This is a genomic window from Pantoea sp. SGAir0418 (assembly GCF_043529865.1).
Genome location: NZ_CP027911.1, coordinates 905,605 through 921,222 on the forward strand (window position 1 = coordinate 905,605; position 15,618 = coordinate 921,222).

Below are 15,618 nucleotides of genomic sequence, written 5' to 3' on the forward strand. Positions count from 1 at the left end.
CCTTGGCAGCCACCGTCTTATAAGAAAGTGTTTGAGTATCCCGACCGGCGCAACGCCGGCGGATAAGGGTAACGTTAAGGGGTTGAAATGCGGATTTACGCACGCTGGATAGGAGCGCTGCTGCTGAGCATGCTGGCGCTGAATGCCTTTGCCGACGACGGGCGCGGCTGGCAGCCGATTGATGAAACCATCCGCAAGAGCGATCACGATCCGCGCAGTTATCAGGCCATTACCCTGAGCAACGGCATGACGGTGCTGCTGGTGTCGGATGCTGCCGCGCCGAAATCGCTGGCAGCGCTGACGTTACCGATCGGTTCTCTGGACGATCCCGACAGTCAGCTGGGCCTGGCACACTATCTGGAACACATGGTGCTGATGGGGTCAAAAAATTATCCGCAGCCGGATAACCTGGCGGAGTTTCTCAAGAAGCACGGTGGCAGCCACAATGCCAGCACAGCCTCGTACCGCACCGCGTTTTACCTGGAAGTTGAAAACGATGCGCTGCAACCGGCGGTGGATCGTCTGGCGGATGCGATTGCGCAACCCCTGCTCGACCCGACCAACGCGGACCGCGAGCGGCATGCGGTTAACGCTGAGCTGACGATGGCACGCTCGCGCGATGGGCTGCGTATGGCGCAGGTTGGCGCGGAAACCCTCAATCCGGCGCACCCCGGCTCGCGCTATTCGGGCGGTAACCTTGATACCCTTAGTGACAAACCCGACAGCAACCTGCATCAGGCGCTGCTCGATTTCTATCACCGCCACTACTCGGCGAATCTGATGAAAGCGGTGATTTACAGTAACAAACCGCTGCCGGAGATGGCGACGATCGCTGCCGAGACTTTTGGTCGCGTGGCCAATCATCAGGCCAGCGTGCCGGACATTACCGTGCCGGTGGTCACCGATGCGCAGAAAGGCATCATCATTCATTATGTGCCAGCGCAGCCGCGCAAGCAGCTGAAAATTGAGTTTCGCATCGCCAACGACAGCGACCAGTTCCGCAGCAAAACCGACACCTTAATCAGTTATCTGCTGGGCAACCGCAGCAAAAATACCCTGAACGACTGGCTGCAGCAGCAGGGACTGGCGGATGGCGTCAATGCCGGCGCGGATCCGATGACCGAGCGCAACAGCGGCGTGTTTGCCATCTCGGTTTCGCTGACCGACAAAGGCCTGGCGCAGCGCGATCGCGTGGTGGCTGCAGTATTCAGCTACCTTGATATGCTGCGCCAGCAAGGCATCGACAAGCGCTATTTCGATGAAGTTGCGCACGTGCTGGCGCTGGATTTCCGCTATCCATCAATTACCCGCGATATGGATTACATTGAGTGGCTGGTGGATACCATGCTGCGCGTGCCGGTGACGCACACGCTGGATGCACCTTATCTGGCCGACCGCTATGATGCGGCCGCGATCAACGCCCGTCTGGCTGAGATGACGCCGCAGAACGCTCGCATCTGGTACATCAGTCCCGCTGAGCCGCACAACAAACAGGCTTACTTTGTGAATGCGCCTTATCAGGTGGATAAAATCACCGCCGCGCAGTTCAGCGCCTGGCAGCAGCAGGCGCAGCAGATTCCGCTGTCGCTGCCGACCCTGAATCCCTACATTCCGTCGGATTTCTCCCTCATCCCGTCTGACGGTAAGCATTACGATCATCCGGTGGCGCTGACCAGTGGCGACAGCATGCGCATCTACTGGATGCCGAGCCAGTTCTACGCCAGCGAGCCGAAGGCCGCTATTACGCTCGCGCTGCGTAACAAATCCGCGATCAGCGATGCGCGCCAGCAGGTGTTGTTTGGTCTCAACGACTACCTCTCCAGCCTGGCGCTGGATGAGCTGAATTCGCAGGCTTCGGTGGGCGGCATCAGCTTCTCTACCGGTGAGGACGACGGGCTGGTGTTCAATGCCAGCGGCTTCACCCAGCGCCTGCCGGAGCTGCTGAAAAAGCTGGTTGAAGGTTACGCCAGCTTCCAGCCGGATGCGCAGCAGCTGGAGCAGGCGAAATCCTGGTATCTGGATCGGCTGGAAGCGGCGGAAAAGGGCAAAGCGTTTGAACAGGCGATTCAGCCGATGCAAATGCTGTCCCAGCTGCCTTATACCCAGCGTGAGGCGCGACGCCAGCTGGTGAAACAGATCACGCTGCAGGAGGTAATGGATTACCGCGATGCGCTGATCCAGCACGCCACGCCGGAAATGATGGTGGTCGGCAACCTGTCGGCCGATCGCGTCAGGCAGCTGGGCGAAGAGCTTAAACAGCAGCTGCACAGCACGGGGCACGGTTACTGGCACAGCGATTATGTGGTGGTGGATAAGCCGATCAAAGCCAACCTGCAGAAAACCGGCAGCAGCACCGACTCAGCGCTGGCGACGCTGTATGTGCCGCTCGGCTACAGCGAGTATCAAAGTATGGCTAACAGCACCATGCTGAGCCAGATTGTGCAGCCGTGGTTCTACAATCAGCTGCGCACCGAGGAGCAGCTGGGCTATGCGGTGTTCGCTTATCAGATGCCGATTGGTCGCCAGTGGGGCATTGGCTTCCTGCTGCAAAGCAACAGTAAACCGCCCGCTTATCTGCTGCAGCGTTTCCAGGCGTTCTATCCGCAGGCGGAACAGCGTCTGCGCAGCATGAAAGCGGAGGATTTCGCCCAGTATCAGCAGGCACTGATCAACGACCTGAAACAGCGTCCGCAAACGCTGGATGAAGAGGCCAACCGTTACAGTCGTGATTTCAATCGCCAGAACTTCGCGTTTGATACGCGCGAAAAGGCCATTGCGCAAATTCAGCAGCTGACACCGGCCAGCCTGGCTGACTTTTTCCATCAGGCCGTGCTGGCGCAGCAGGGCATGGCGATGATCTCGCAGATTGGCGGCAGTCACGATGGCACCCACGATGCGGATTACGCGCCGCTGCCGGGCTTTACCACCTGGGATGAAGTCGCCCGGCTGCAGCAGTCGCTCTCCGTGAAGAGTGATGCGCCATGAGTCAGCGCCCTGAATCGCTCAATCCACTGACGCTGCCGCTGCAGGGTGAGCGTCTGATTGAGGCCTCCGCCGGCACCGGTAAGACCTTTACCATTGGTCTGCTCTACCTGCGTTTGCTGCTGGGACTTGGCGGGCAGAATGCCTATGCGCGCCCGCTGTCGGTGGAAGAGATTCTGGTGGTGACCTTTACCGAAGCCGCCACCGCCGAACTGCGCGGCCGTATCCGGGAAAATATTCATGAGCTGCGGCTGGCCTGTCTGCGCGGCGTCAGCGCAAACCCGATGCTGATGCAACTGCTGGCCGACATTGCCCAGCCCGCTGAGGCGGCCTCGCTGCTGCTGGCAGCGGAACGTCAGATGGATGAGGCGGCGATCTTCACCATTCACGGCTTCTGCCAGCGCATGCTCAATCTCAACGCGTTTGAGTCCGGTATGCTGTTTGAGCAGCAGCTGATTGAAGATGAACAGCAGCTGTTGCGTCAGGCGACGGCGGATTTCTGGCGGCGCCACTGCTATCCGCTGACGCTGGATATTGCGCGCGTCATCGTTGCGGAATGGAGCGGGCCGGAACAGCTGTTATCGACGCTGCGCCCGTGGCTGCAGGGCGAGTCGCCCAGCCTGCGCCTGGCGCCGCACGACAGTGAAACCCTGACATCGCGCCACAGCAGCAACCTGGCGCGTATTGCCGAAATGAAAGCGCAGTGGCGGGCGCTGGGCGAAGAGGTGCTGACGCTGGTCGGGCAGTCTGATGTCGATAAGCGCAGCTACAGCAGCAAAAACCTGCCGCTGTGGGTCAGCAAAGTCAGCGCCTGGGCGCAGAGCGAGACCGCGGATTACCAGATTCCCGCCGAGCTGGCGCGTTTCGGTCAGCAGGTGCTCAATGAAAAAACCAAAAAGGGCGCGCCACCGCAGCACCCGTTGTTTGCCGCCATAGATACGTTCCTGGCGCAGCCGCTGTCGCTGCGCGATTTGGTGATTGCACGCGCGCTGGTGGAGGTGCGTCACGCGGTGCGTAAAGAGAAACGCCTGCAGGCGCTGCTGGGGTTTGACGATCTGCTGAGCCGGCTGGACGAGGCGCTGCAACAGCCCGGCGGCGAGCAGCTGGCGCAGGCGATTCGCCAGCGCTTTCCGGTGGCGCTGATTGACGAATTCCAGGATACCGACCCGCTGCAGTACCGTATTTTCCGCACGCTCTATTTACAGCAGCCGCAGCATGCGCTGCTGCTGATTGGCGACCCGAAACAGGCTATCTACGCCTTCCGCGGTGCGGACATCTTTACCTATATTCGCGCGCGCAGTGAAGTTCACGCGCACTACACGCTGGATACCAACTGGCGCTCGTCACCGGCGATGGTGGAGAGCGTCAATCAGCTGTTTATGCGCCAGCCCGCACCGTTTCTGTTTGCGGACATCCCGTTTCTGCCGGTCAATGCCGCGCCGCCCAATCAGCGTTTGTCGCTGAGTATCGACGGCGAGGAGCAGGCCGCGCTGCGCTTCTGGCTACAGCCGGGCGCAGGCTGCAGCGTCAGCGAATACCAGCAGCTGATGGCGCAGCAGTGCGCCGCTGATATCAGCCGCTGGCTGCAGGCGGGTCAGCAACAGCGCGCGCTGCTGGGCAAAACCCCCGATCAGCGGCCGGTGCAGGCCTCGGACATCACCGTACTGGTGCGCAGCCGGAACGAAGCCAATCTGATTCGCGCCGCGCTCAATCAGCTCGGCATTCCTTCGGTGTATCTCTCCAACCGCGACAGCGTGTATACCACGCCCGAGGCGCGAGAACTGCTGTGGCTGTTGCAGGCGATCCTTGCACCCGAGCAGGAGCGGATGCTGCGCACCGCGCTGGCCACGTCGCTGTTTGCCTTTGATGCCGCGCAGCTGGACGCGCTGGATCAGGATGCACGCGGCTGGGATGCGCTGGTGGATACCTTTGCCCGCTGGCAGCAATTGTGGCACCAGCGTGGCGTATTGCCGATGCTGCGTCAGCTGATGCTGGAGCGCCAGCTGGCAGAAAACCTGCTGGCCTCAGAGAATGGCGAGCGTCGCCTGACCGATCTGCTGCACCTCGGCGAACTGCTGCAGGAGGCGGCGGCCCAGCTCGACAGTCCGCACGCGCTGGTGCGTTATCTGGCGCAGCAGATCGCCCGACCAGACAGCCAGTCGGCCAGCCAGCAGCTGCGGCTGGAGAGCGACCGCCACCTGGTGCAGATTGTCACTATCCATAAATCCAAGGGGTTACAGTATCCGCTGGTGTGGCTGCCGTTTGCCGCCGGTTTCCGCGAGGCCGATATCGCGCTCTATCACGACCGCGAGCATTACAACGCGGTGCTGGATTTGCAGAATGATGAGCAAAGTCTGGCGCTGGCAGAGCAGGAGCGGCTGGCAGAGGATTTGCGTCTGCTGTACGTGGCGCTGACGCGTTCGGTGCATCACTGCAGTGTAGGTGTCGCCCCGCTGTTTCGCGGTACGCGTAAGAAAGAGGGCGAAAGCGATGTGCACAAAAGCGCGCTGGGTTTTCTGCTGCAGCGCGGCGAGCCGGCTACGGCAGAACAGCTGGCGACCCTGCTGCACGACATCGACGTGACGGGCACCGAAGTGGTGCTGGCGCAGCCGCAGGGCCATGAACGCTGGCAGACGCCGGACGAGATTGACGATACGCTGGATGCGCGCAGTATCACGCGTGCGCTGGCCGATCCGTGGCGGGTTACCAGCTACTCCGGGCTGCAGCAGCACGGCAGTCACCGTCTGCTGGATGTGATGCCGGGCTTCGATGCGGAAGCGGTCGGGGAAGATCGCGAGGCGGAAGTGCTGGAAGCCGCGCTGACGCCGCACCATTTCCCGCGCGGCGCAGCGCCCGGGACTTTCCTGCATACGCTGTTTGAATCGCTCGACTTCACCCAGCCGCCGTCAGCGCCGCAGCTGGAACAGCAGTTGCAGCAGAGCGGCTATCCGCTGCACTGGCAGCCGATGCTGAGCGAGTGGATTACCCGCGTGGTGAACACGCCGCTCAACACTGAAGGGACCCGGCTGAGCGACATCACACCGGGCAATCGCCTGATCGAGATGGAGTTCTATCTGCCGATTGACGGACTGCTGACGGCACCGGCGCTGGACGCGTTGATGCGACAGGATCCGCTGTCGCGTCAGGCGCCGCCGCTCGACTTCCGCCAGGTGCAGGGCATGCTGAAAGGCTTCATCGACCTGGTATTTCGCTGGCAGGGCAAATACTATCTGCTGGATTACAAATCTAACTGGCTGGGCGAGAGCCATCAGGCATACACACCGCAGGCGATGGCGCAGGCGATGATCGACCACCGTTACGATTTGCAGTATCAGCTGTATACGCTGGCGCTGCATCGCTATTTGCAGCACCGCCTGACGGATTACGATTATGAACAGCATTTTGGCGGCGTATTCTATCTGTTTTTACGCGGCATGGATGGCAGCTCGCCGGATAACGGGGTGTTCCATACCCGACCGACGTCAGATTTCGTTTCACAACTGGATAGCCTGTTTCGCGGGCCGGGAGCAGCAGCATGAGTAGCATGAGTACGCTATTGGCACAGGCGGCAGAACTGCGCCTGCTGCGGGCGCTGGATATTCAGTTTGCCCGGCTGCTGGCCGACGACGATCGGCCCGCGCATCTGCTGGCGGCTGCCTGTCTCAGCGCGGAAGCCGGTGACGGTCACGTCTGCCTGCCGTTGTCGCAGCTTACCCGCGAAGGGCTGTTCAGCGGTCGTCATCCGGAGCTGGCGCACGCCATCTGGCAGGCCGCCGGCGAGCCGCAGGACTGGCCGACGCTGCTGGCGGACTGGCAGGCGCTCAGCGCCAGCGATCGCCCGGCGCCGGTGGTGCTGCGTGATAACCGGCTCTATCTGCACCGGCTCTGGCATCACGAAGGGGAAGTGGCGCGCTTCTTCCAGCCACAGGCGGCTCCGCAGCTGTTTGCGCCCGAACAGGTGCGCAGCGTGCTGGATACCTTTTTCGGCAGCCAGCCTGAGGACTGGCAGAAAATTGCGGCGGCGGTGGCGCTGACGCAAAAAACCGCGGTGATCTCCGGCGGGCCTGGCACCGGCAAAACCACCACGGTGGCGAAGCTGCTGGCAGCGCTGATTCGCCTCAGTGAGGGAACCCTGCGCATTCAGCTGGCCGCCCCTACCGGCAAGGCGGCGGCGCGGCTCACCGAGTCGCTGGGTAAGGCGCTGCGCAGTCTCGACGTCAGCGATGCGGAGCGCCAGCGTTTTCCGGCAGAAGCCACCACGCTGCACCGTTTACTCGGTGCCCAGCCGGAGACGCAGCGCCTGCGCTACCACGCCGGTAATCCGCTGCATCTCGACGTGCTGGTGGTCGATGAAGCCTCAATGGTCGATCTCGGCATGATGGCAAACCTGATCGCCGCGCTGCCCGCTCATGCGCGGGTGATTTTTCTCGGCGATCGCGACCAGCTGGCCTCGGTTGAAGCCGGTGCGGTACTCGGGGATATCTGCCGCTGTGCCGAGGCGGGCTACAGTCCGGTGCGCGCGTTGCAGCTCACCACGCTGACCGGCTGCGAGGTTGCCGGCACCGATGATGCGGTGGCCCCGGCGGTGCGCGATGCCATCTGCCTGCTGCGCAAAAGCTACCGTTTCGCGGCGCACTCCGGCATCGGTCAGCTGGCTGCGGCGGTCAACGCCGGCGAAGCGCAGGCGGTCGAAGCGGCCTTTCAGGCGGGCTTTAGCGATATCGTGCGCCAGCCGCTCAACGATGCCGAAGCGTATCAGGCGATGCTGACGCAGATTGCCGAAGGCTATCGGCCATTTCTCCAGCTGATTAACCAGCGTGCCGCACCGGCCGAGGTGATTGCTGCGTTTGGCCGTTATCAGCTGCTGTGCGCGCTGCGCGAAGGGCCATTTGGCGTGCAGGGGCTCAATCAGCGTATTGAGCATAAGCTGATGCAGCTGCAGCTGATTCGGCGTCCCGCAGGGGGCAGCCGCTGGTATCAGGGGCGTCCGGTGATGGTGACGCGTAACGACAGCGCGCTCGGCCTGTTCAATGGTGACATCGGCATTACGCTGTTCGATGAGGAAGGGCTGCTCAAGGTGTTCTTCCCGCTGCCTGATGGCAGCATCAAAGCGGTACAGCCAAGTCGCCTGCCGGCCCATGACACGGCATGGGCGATGACGGTGCACAAATCACAGGGTTCAGAGTTTGACCACACCGCGCTGGTGATGCCGGCTCAGTTCCTGCCGGTACTGACGCGCGAGCTGATATACACGGCTATTACCCGGGCGCGCAGCCAGCTGACGCTGTTCAGTGATGAAGCGGTGTTCCGGCGTGCGGTGCAGTTGCGCACGCAGCGGCGCAGCGGGTTGCTGGATCGCTTAGGGGGAGAAGAGGGCAGATGATTGCGCCGCCGCGGGGAATAGCCCTCAGCGGCGCTTTGATGAGCAGTGGCGCTTAGCGTAAGTCTGCCATCAGCACTTTGGAACGACGCTGATAGTTGTACATCTGCTTTTTGCTTTCAGGCAGCGACTCAATATCCACCGGCGTGAAGCCGCGCTCCTGGAACCAGTGGATACTGCGCGTGGTCAGCACGAACAGCTTCTTCAGCCCCATCTGCCGTGCCTGTAGCGCCACGCGCTCCAGCAGCAGCTCGCCGCGTGACGAGCTGCGATAGTCGGGGTGCACCGCCACGCAGGCCATCTCGCCGATTTGCTCGTCCGGGAACGGATAGAGCGCCGCGCAGGCGATGGTCATATTGTCGCGCTGAATAATGGTGAATTTGTCGATCTCCATCTCTAGCTGCTCGCGCGAACGGCGCACCAGAATGCCCTGCTGCTCCAGCGGACGAATCAGTTCAAGAATCCCGCCGATGTCGTTGATGTTGGCGCGGCGAATCTGCTCGGCCGACTCCATGACAATCTGCGTACCGATACCGTCACGCGAGAACAGCTCCTGCAGCAGTGCGCCATCTTCCTGATAGCTGATCAGATGGCTGCGGCGCACGCCGCTGCGGCAGGCTTTGACCGCGCCACGCAGGAAGCGCACGGTGCCGGAGAGAAAATCACCGTCGCTCTCCATTTCATCAATACGCGTCTGCGCCTCGTTCGGGAACAGCTCGGAAATGATGGTGCCTTCGCGGTCGGTTACGCCCTGTTCGGAGCAGAAACCGATCATCTTCTCGGCTTTCAGCTTAATCGCCAGTTGCGTCGCCACCTCTTCCGAGGTCAGGTTAAAACTCTCGCCGGTCACCGAGACCGCCACCGGCCCCAGCAGCACAATGGCATTGTTATCCAGCTGACGATGGATCGCCTCTTCGTCAATGCGGCGGATGCGGCCGCTGTGGCAGTAATCGACGCCGTCATCCACGCCCAGCGGCTGAGCGATGATGAAGTTACCGCTCACCACATTAATATGCGCGCCCTGCAGCGGCGTATTATTCAGGCTCATCGACAGACGCGCCGTAATATCGAGCTGTAAACGCCCGGCCGCCTGCTTCACCAGCTCCAGCGATTGGGCATCGGTCACGCGCGTGTGTTTGTGATAAATCGGTTCCAGCTGCTGCTGCGCGAGGCTGGCATCGATCTGCGGCCGCGCGCCATAAACCACCACCAGGCGAATGCCGAGACTATGCAACAGGCCGATATCGTTAACGATGCTGGAGAAGTTCTCATGCTCGATGGCCTCGCCACCCAGCATGATGACAAACGTCTTGTCACGGTGGGCATTAATATAGGGAACGGTATGGCGAAAACCCTGAACCAGTTCGGTACTGCGTTCCTTCACGGCAAACCCTCTGTGAATGGTTATTCGAAATTTATGTATTTTTATGCTCTTTCGCCGCTTTTTGCAAGCATCGGACCTGACGTTACTTTACGATTTTCCTGATGCAAGCCACGCTAACAGACTGCATTATCTGGTTTTTCCGGCAAGACAAGACATTCCTCATTGAATAAAGTTTTCGCCTTCTGCTCGTCAACTGACGATTTTTTAGACATAACACAGTAGCTGGAGCGGCATGTCCGAAGCTTTTACCCGAAGACGACTTTTACAGGGCGCAGGTGCGCTGTGGTTGCTAAGCGTGACGCGCAGCGGTTTTGCGGCCAGTCAGCACATTGTGGCCGTGCGCATCTGGCCATCCTCGACTTACTCGCGCGTGACGCTGGAATCCAGCGTCGCGCTGCACTATAAGCAGTTCACGCTGAGCAATCCCGAACGGCTGGTGATCGATATCCAGAACCTGCATATCAACAGCGCGCTGAAAGGCATCGATAAGCTGGTGCGGGTGGACGATCCCTACATTAAAACCGCGCGCGTCGGTCAGTTCGATCCCACCACAGTGCGTGTGGTGCTGGAGCTGAAGCGCAGCGTGGCACCGAAAACCTTCACCCTCGATCCGGTCGCCGGTATTCGCCACCGGCTGGTGGTCGATCTCTATCCCAGCCAGTCGTCACAGGAAGAGGATCCGCTGCTGGCGTTACTGAAGGATTACAACCAGGGCGAACTGGAGCGCGATCAACCGGCGCAGGCGCCGCTACCGGGCAAAGCCGGGCGCGATCGGCCGATTATTATCATGATCGATCCCGGTCACGGCGGGGAAGATCCCGGCGCGCACGGCAAGTACAAAACGCGCGAGAAAGATATCGTGCTGAAGATTGGACGCTATCTGAAAGCGCTGATCGACAAAGAGCGTAATATGAAGGCTTACATGACGCGCAACGAAGATGTGTTTATACCGCTGCGCGTGCGGGTAGCGAAAGCGCGCAAGCAGCGCGCCGATCTGTTTGTCTCGATTCACGCTGACGCTTTTACCAGCCGGGCGGCGCGCGGCTCTTCGGTCTTCGCGCTCTCCACCAGCGGCGCAACCTCAGCCGCTGCGCGCTTCCTCGCCCAGACGCAGAACGAAGCGGATTTGATCGGCGGGGTCAGCATGAGTGGCGATCGCTATCTCGACCACACCATGTTCGATATGGTGCAGCGGCAGACCATCAGCGACAGTCTGAAGTTTGGCAAAGAAGTGCTGATGCGCATGGGCCACATTAACCACCTGCATAAACGCACGGTGGATCAGGCCGGCTTTGCGGTGCTGAAAGCGCCGGATATCCCGTCGATTCTGGTGGAAACGGCGTTTATCAGTAACGTTGAAGAGGAGCGGAAGCTGCGTACGCCGCGCTATCAGCATCAGGTGGCGGAAGCCATTCTGCATGGCATCAAGGCGTATTTTGACAAAGGCGGCGTGCTGGCACGACGTTAGGGCAGGGCGGCAGCGATGCCGCTTTTTAACGGGCGCAGAAACAAAAAAACACCCGTCAGGGTGTCGTGATGTTCTTCGTCAGAAGAAGTGGTTGCGGGGGCCGGATTCGAACCGACGACCTTCGGGTTATGAGCCCGACGAGCTACCAGGCTGCTCCACCCCGCGTCCGTCTGTCGCACTGAGCGACTTTGCACATTGTATTCTTCGTTAAGACAATTGGTTGCGGGGGCCGGATTCGAACCGACGACCTTCGGGTTATGAGCCCGACGAGCTACCAGGCTGCTCCACCCCGCGTCCGTCTGTCGCGCTTAGCGACTTGCCACATTGTCTCTTCATTACGAAGAATTGGTTGCGGGGGCCGGATTTGAACCGACGACCTTCGGGTTATGAGCCCGACGAGCTACCAGGCTGCTCCACCCCGCGTCCGTGGATGCGCACTATACACCGGGCGTATGATGATGCAACCCCTTTTTTGCGTTAAAGCGCTAAATAGACAAACAGTTGCTGAATTATTTGGCCATTGGGCGATTTATTATACAGATGTGAGCGCGCTAGCCTGCGGCAGATTTCATTCTGTCTGCCCCTTTGCTATCGTCGCCGTGCAAACAACCAGCTTAAAAAGAGAAGGTAATGAAAGGACATTGGGCGAAGTATGCACTTACTGGCGCATTTCTGGCGCTGTTAGCCGGTTGTAGCTCTAAGCCGACCGATCGCGGTCAGCAATATATTGATGGCAAGCTGGAGCAACCGCTCGGGCTGGTGAATGAGCCGAATGCCAAAGGGCGTCCGGTCAATGGCCGTGATTTCGGCCTGCAGGTGCAGCAGATCCAGTCGGCGTCGTCCGGTCTGTATGGCCGCAACCTCGGCACTTACAGTGCGATTCAGAACTGGCTGCTCTCCGGCGCCGATACGCGTCAGCTGCGCCAGTTCGGCCTGAACGCCTATCAGATGGAAGGCACCGACAGCTACGGCAACGTACAGTTTACCGGTTACTACACGCCGGTGGTGGAAGCGCGTTATACCCGTCAGGGCGAATTCCAGTATCCAATTTATCGCATGCCGCCGCGTCCGCGCGGACAGAAGCTGCCAAGCCGCGCTTCTATCTATAGTGGCGCACTGGATGAGCGTTATGTGATTGCCTGGAGCAACTCGCTGATCGACAACTTTATGATGGACGTGCAGGGCAGCGGCTATGTCGATTTCGGCGATGGCCGTCCGCTGCGTTTCTTCGGTTACGGCGGCAAGAACGGCTGGGCTTACCACAGTATTGGTAAAGAGCTGATCGATCGCGGTGAAGTGAAGCGCGAAGACATGTCGATGCAGGCGATTCGGCAGTGGGCGCAGGAGCACTCGCCGCAGGAAGTGCGCAACGTACTGGAAACCAACCAGTCGTTCGTGTTCTTCAAGCCGGAAGAGTATGTGCCGGTGCGCGGTGCCAGCGCGGTACCGCTGATTGCCAAAGCCTCGGTGGCGTCCGATCGTTCACTGATTCCCGCCGGCACGGCGCTGCTGGCTGAAGTGCCGCAGCTGAATGAGAAGGGCAAATTCAACGGCAAATATGAGATGCGCCTGATGGTCGCGCTGGACGTGGGCGGCGCGATCAAAGGCCAGCACTTCGATATCTACCAGGGCGTCGGCCCGGATGCGGCGCATCTGGCGGGCTTCTACAACCATTATGGCCGCGTCTGGGTGCTGAAAGCCGCACCGGGAACCGGCCAGCCGCTGTTCAGCAATCCGCAAAACGGCAATAATGGTTCATTGATTATCGGCGCAAATTGATAGGCTGCGCACCCTGGGTTTGTCGGGTGCGCGTCTGCGCATCGTACTAAAAGGTTAGCTATGAAAGTTGTCAGCGACGCCTGGCGCCAGCGATTTGGCGGCACGGCGCGTCTCTACGGGCAGGAAGCACTGCAGCGTTTTGCCGACGCGCATTTCTGCGTCATCGGCATCGGCGGCGTCGGTTCCTGGGCGGCCGAAGCGCTGGCGCGCACCGGCATCGGTAAAATTACCCTGATCGACATGGACGATGTGTGTATTACCAATACCAACCGTCAGATTCATGCCTTGCAGGGGCATGTCGGCCAGGCCAAAACTGAAGTGATGGCGCAGCGTATTCACGCTATCAATCCGGAGTGTGAGGTGATCTGCATCGATGACTTCATCACGCCGGACAATACCGCTGAGCTGATGGCGGCAGGATTCGACTATGTGATCGACGCAATTGACAGCGTGCGCCCCAAGGCCGCGCTGCTCGCCTGGTGCCGGCGCAATAAGATCCCGCTGATCACCACCGGCGGCGCGGGCGGGCAGATCGATCCGACGCAGATTCAGGTCAGTGACTTAGCCAAAACCATTCAGGATCCGCTGGCGGCCAAACTGCGCGAGCGGCTGAAAAGTGATTTTGGCGTGGTGAAAAACAGCAAGGGCAAACTGGGGATCGACTGCGTGTTTTCTACCGAGGCGCTGGTGTATCCGCAGCCGGACGGCAGCGTATGCGCTTCGCGCAGCACCGCGGAAGGGCCAAAGCGCATGGACTGTGCCGCCGGCTTTGGTGCGGCCACAATGGTGACCGCCACCTTCGGTTTTGTTGCGGTGTCGCACGCGCTGAAAAAATTCCTCGCGCGCGCGGCGCGTCAGTCTGCCTGATGCGCGCGGGCGGCGCGCTGTACCGCCTCAGCCAGCGCCTGTAAACCACTGCTGCGCGAGGCGCTCAGCTGCGCGCGCAGCCCTAAGGTATCAAACAGCGCCAGCGGGTCTGTGGCTAACAGGGCCGCGGGCGTTTTTCCTTCCACCGCTGTCAGCAGCACCGCCAGCAATCCGCGCACAATGCGTCCCTCACTGTCACCGTAAAAATGCAGCGTGCCGTCGGCCCGCTGCTGGCTGCTGAGCCAGACGCGGTTTTCGCAGCCGGACAGCTCAATTTCCGCCGTTTTCAGCGCTTCCGGCAGCACCGGCAACTGGCGGCTGAGCTGAATCAGCTGGCGGTAGCGATCTTCCCACTGATGAAAATGGGCAAACTTCTCCGTCAGGCTGGCTGCGGTAATCAGATCACCAAACGGATGGGGGGCAAGCAGGGCTGATGTCATTACGTTACTCACTCAGTAAATCTACGGCATGGTGCATGGCGCGCACCAGCGCGTCCACGTCCTGCAGATTATTATAGGGGGCAAATGAGACGCGCAGCGTGCCGCTGACGCCAAGCGCCGCCATCAGCGGCTGGGCACAGTGCTGGCCGGCGCGCAGCGCGATGCCCTGTTCCGCCAGCAGCGTCACGATATCGCTGTGGTGAATGCCGGCGATATCAAACGCCAGCAGGCTGGCGCTGCCGCAGCGGAAACTGCGGAAGCCGGGAATGGCGCTGAGTTGCTCTTCGGCAAGGCTGGCCAGCTGCTGGCTCCAGCGTTCGGCTTTTTCCGCATCGTACTGCCCCAGCCAGTCCAGCGCCGCACTCAGCCCGACCACGCCCGCCACGTTTGGCGTGCCTGCTTCAAAGCGCCACGGCACCGGCTGCGGCGTGAAGCCGCTGAAATCGACCTGCGTCAGCATTTTGCCGCCGCCCTGCCACGGCGGCATCGCGTCCAGCAGCTCCGCTTTGCCGTACAGCACGCCAGTGCCCATCGGGCCGTACAGCTTGTGCGCGGAAAAGGCGTAGAAGTCGATATCCAGCGCCTGCACATCCGGCGGGCAGTGCACCACGCCCTGCGCGCCATCCACCATCACTTTCGCCCCGACGCCGTGCGCCAGCGTAATCGCCTGCGCCAGATCCGGACAGCCGCCGGTCACGTTAGACATCTGACCTATCGCCAGCAGACGGGTGCGCGCGTTGAGCAGCTGCGGCAGCAGGGCGATATCCGGCCGCCGGTCAGCGCCAAGCGGCCACTTTATCACTTTCGCACCGCTGGCCTGCGCCACCATCAGCCACGGCACCAGATTGGCGTGGTGCTCGGCTTCGCTCACCACAATCTCGTCGCCCGGCTGCAGGCGCGGTGCCAGCCAGCTGTGCGCCACCAGGTTGATGGCCTCCGTGGTGCCACGCGTCCAGACGATTTGCCGATCGTCCGCCGCCTGCAGCCAGTGCGCCACGCGCGCCCGCGCCTGTTCATACTGTGCCGTCAGCGCGCGGGCAGCGGTGAACTGGCTGCGGTGGACGGTGCCGCCGCTCAGCGAATAAAACTGCGCGGTCGCGTCAATCACCGCCTGCGGCTTCAGTGCGGTGGCGGCGCTGTCGAGATAGACACCCGCATCGCTCAGCGCGGGAAACTGCTGACGAAACTCGCCAGGAGAGAAATGGGTCATACTCAGCTCACTTACTTGGATGTTAGGACCAGGCTGAAAGCCACGCCGTGGCCTGGCAAAGCTGGAAAAGCGCGTTATGCTAATTATTGCAAGGTTTGAACCGAAACC

9 protein-coding genes and 3 tRNA genes are annotated in these 15,618 nt (G+C 60.9%); 6 read left to right on the forward strand and 6 right to left on the reverse strand.

From position 1 onward, the window contains the following. Positions 1–87: 87 nt before the first annotated feature. From ptrA to recD, 3 genes are read left to right on the forward strand one after another with little or no spacing between them, the layout of a single operon-like run. Positions 88–2,985, forward strand: a complete 2,898-nt coding sequence (ptrA, locus tag C1N84_RS04020; protein ID WP_394541736.1) for a pitrilysin — start codon at positions 88–90, stop codon at positions 2,983–2,985. Continuing rightward, complete coding sequence (recB, locus tag C1N84_RS04025; RefSeq protein ID WP_264442043.1) at positions 2,982–6,521, forward strand: exodeoxyribonuclease V subunit beta; 3,540 nt, start codon at positions 2,982–2,984, stop codon at positions 6,519–6,521. The genes ptrA and recB overlap by 4 nt, the downstream gene beginning before the upstream one ends. Continuing rightward, positions 6,518–8,365, forward strand: a complete 1,848-nt coding sequence (recD, locus tag C1N84_RS04030) for an exodeoxyribonuclease V subunit alpha (RefSeq protein WP_058757057.1) — start codon at positions 6,518–6,520, stop codon at positions 8,363–8,365. The genes recB and recD overlap by 4 nt, the downstream gene beginning before the upstream one ends. A 52-nt stretch (positions 8,366–8,417) precedes the next feature. Here the strand turns inward: recD and argA are convergent, their stop codons facing one another. Next, positions 8,418–9,746, reverse strand: a complete 1,329-nt coding sequence (gene argA / locus C1N84_RS04035; protein WP_021506712.1) for an amino-acid N-acetyltransferase — start codon at positions 9,744–9,746, stop codon at positions 8,418–8,420. 232 nt (positions 9,747–9,978) lie between these two features. Between argA and amiC the strand changes: the two genes are divergently transcribed. Then, on the forward strand, positions 9,979–11,214 hold the full coding sequence (gene amiC / locus C1N84_RS04040) for an N-acetylmuramoyl-L-alanine amidase AmiC (protein WP_264442044.1): 1,236 nt from the start codon (positions 9,979–9,981) through the stop codon (positions 11,212–11,214). A gap of 88 nt (positions 11,215–11,302) precedes the next feature. On the opposite strand, the gene C1N84_RS04045 is transcribed toward amiC, so the two are convergent. From C1N84_RS04045 to C1N84_RS04055, 3 genes are all read right to left on the reverse strand, one after another. Then, a tRNA-Met gene (locus C1N84_RS04045) sits at positions 11,303–11,379 on the reverse strand. Positions 11,380–11,431: 52 nt separating this feature from the next. Further along, positions 11,432–11,508: transfer RNA gene (locus C1N84_RS04050), tRNA-Met, on the reverse strand. A 52-nt stretch (positions 11,509–11,560) separates the two neighbouring features. Beyond that, a tRNA-Met gene (locus tag C1N84_RS04055) sits at positions 11,561–11,637 on the reverse strand. 207 nt (positions 11,638–11,844) lie between these two features. On the opposite strand from C1N84_RS04055, the gene mltA reads away from it, so the two are divergent. Then, a complete protein-coding gene (gene mltA / locus C1N84_RS04060; protein ID WP_021507388.1) occupies positions 11,845–12,993 on the forward strand; it encodes a murein transglycosylase A in 1,149 nt (382 codons plus the stop codon). A gap of 60 nt (positions 12,994–13,053) precedes the next feature. Continuing rightward, positions 13,054–13,860, forward strand: coding sequence for a tRNA cyclic N6-threonylcarbamoyladenosine(37) synthase TcdA (gene tcdA, locus C1N84_RS04065; protein WP_264442045.1), 807 nt, complete (start codon positions 13,054–13,056; stop codon positions 13,858–13,860). Here the strand turns inward: tcdA and csdE are convergent. Together csdE and csdA are read right to left on the reverse strand one after the other, a co-directional pair. Then, complete coding sequence (gene csdE / locus C1N84_RS04070; RefSeq protein ID WP_104188437.1) at positions 13,848–14,300, reverse strand: cysteine desulfurase sulfur acceptor subunit CsdE; 453 nt, start codon at positions 14,298–14,300, stop codon at positions 13,848–13,850. The genes tcdA and csdE overlap by 13 nt on opposite strands. A gap of 4 nt (positions 14,301–14,304) precedes the next feature. Beyond that, a complete protein-coding gene (csdA, locus tag C1N84_RS04075) occupies positions 14,305–15,510 on the reverse strand; it encodes a cysteine desulfurase CsdA (protein WP_264442046.1) in 1,206 nt (401 codons plus the stop codon). Between the last annotated feature and the right edge of the window lie 108 nt (positions 15,511–15,618).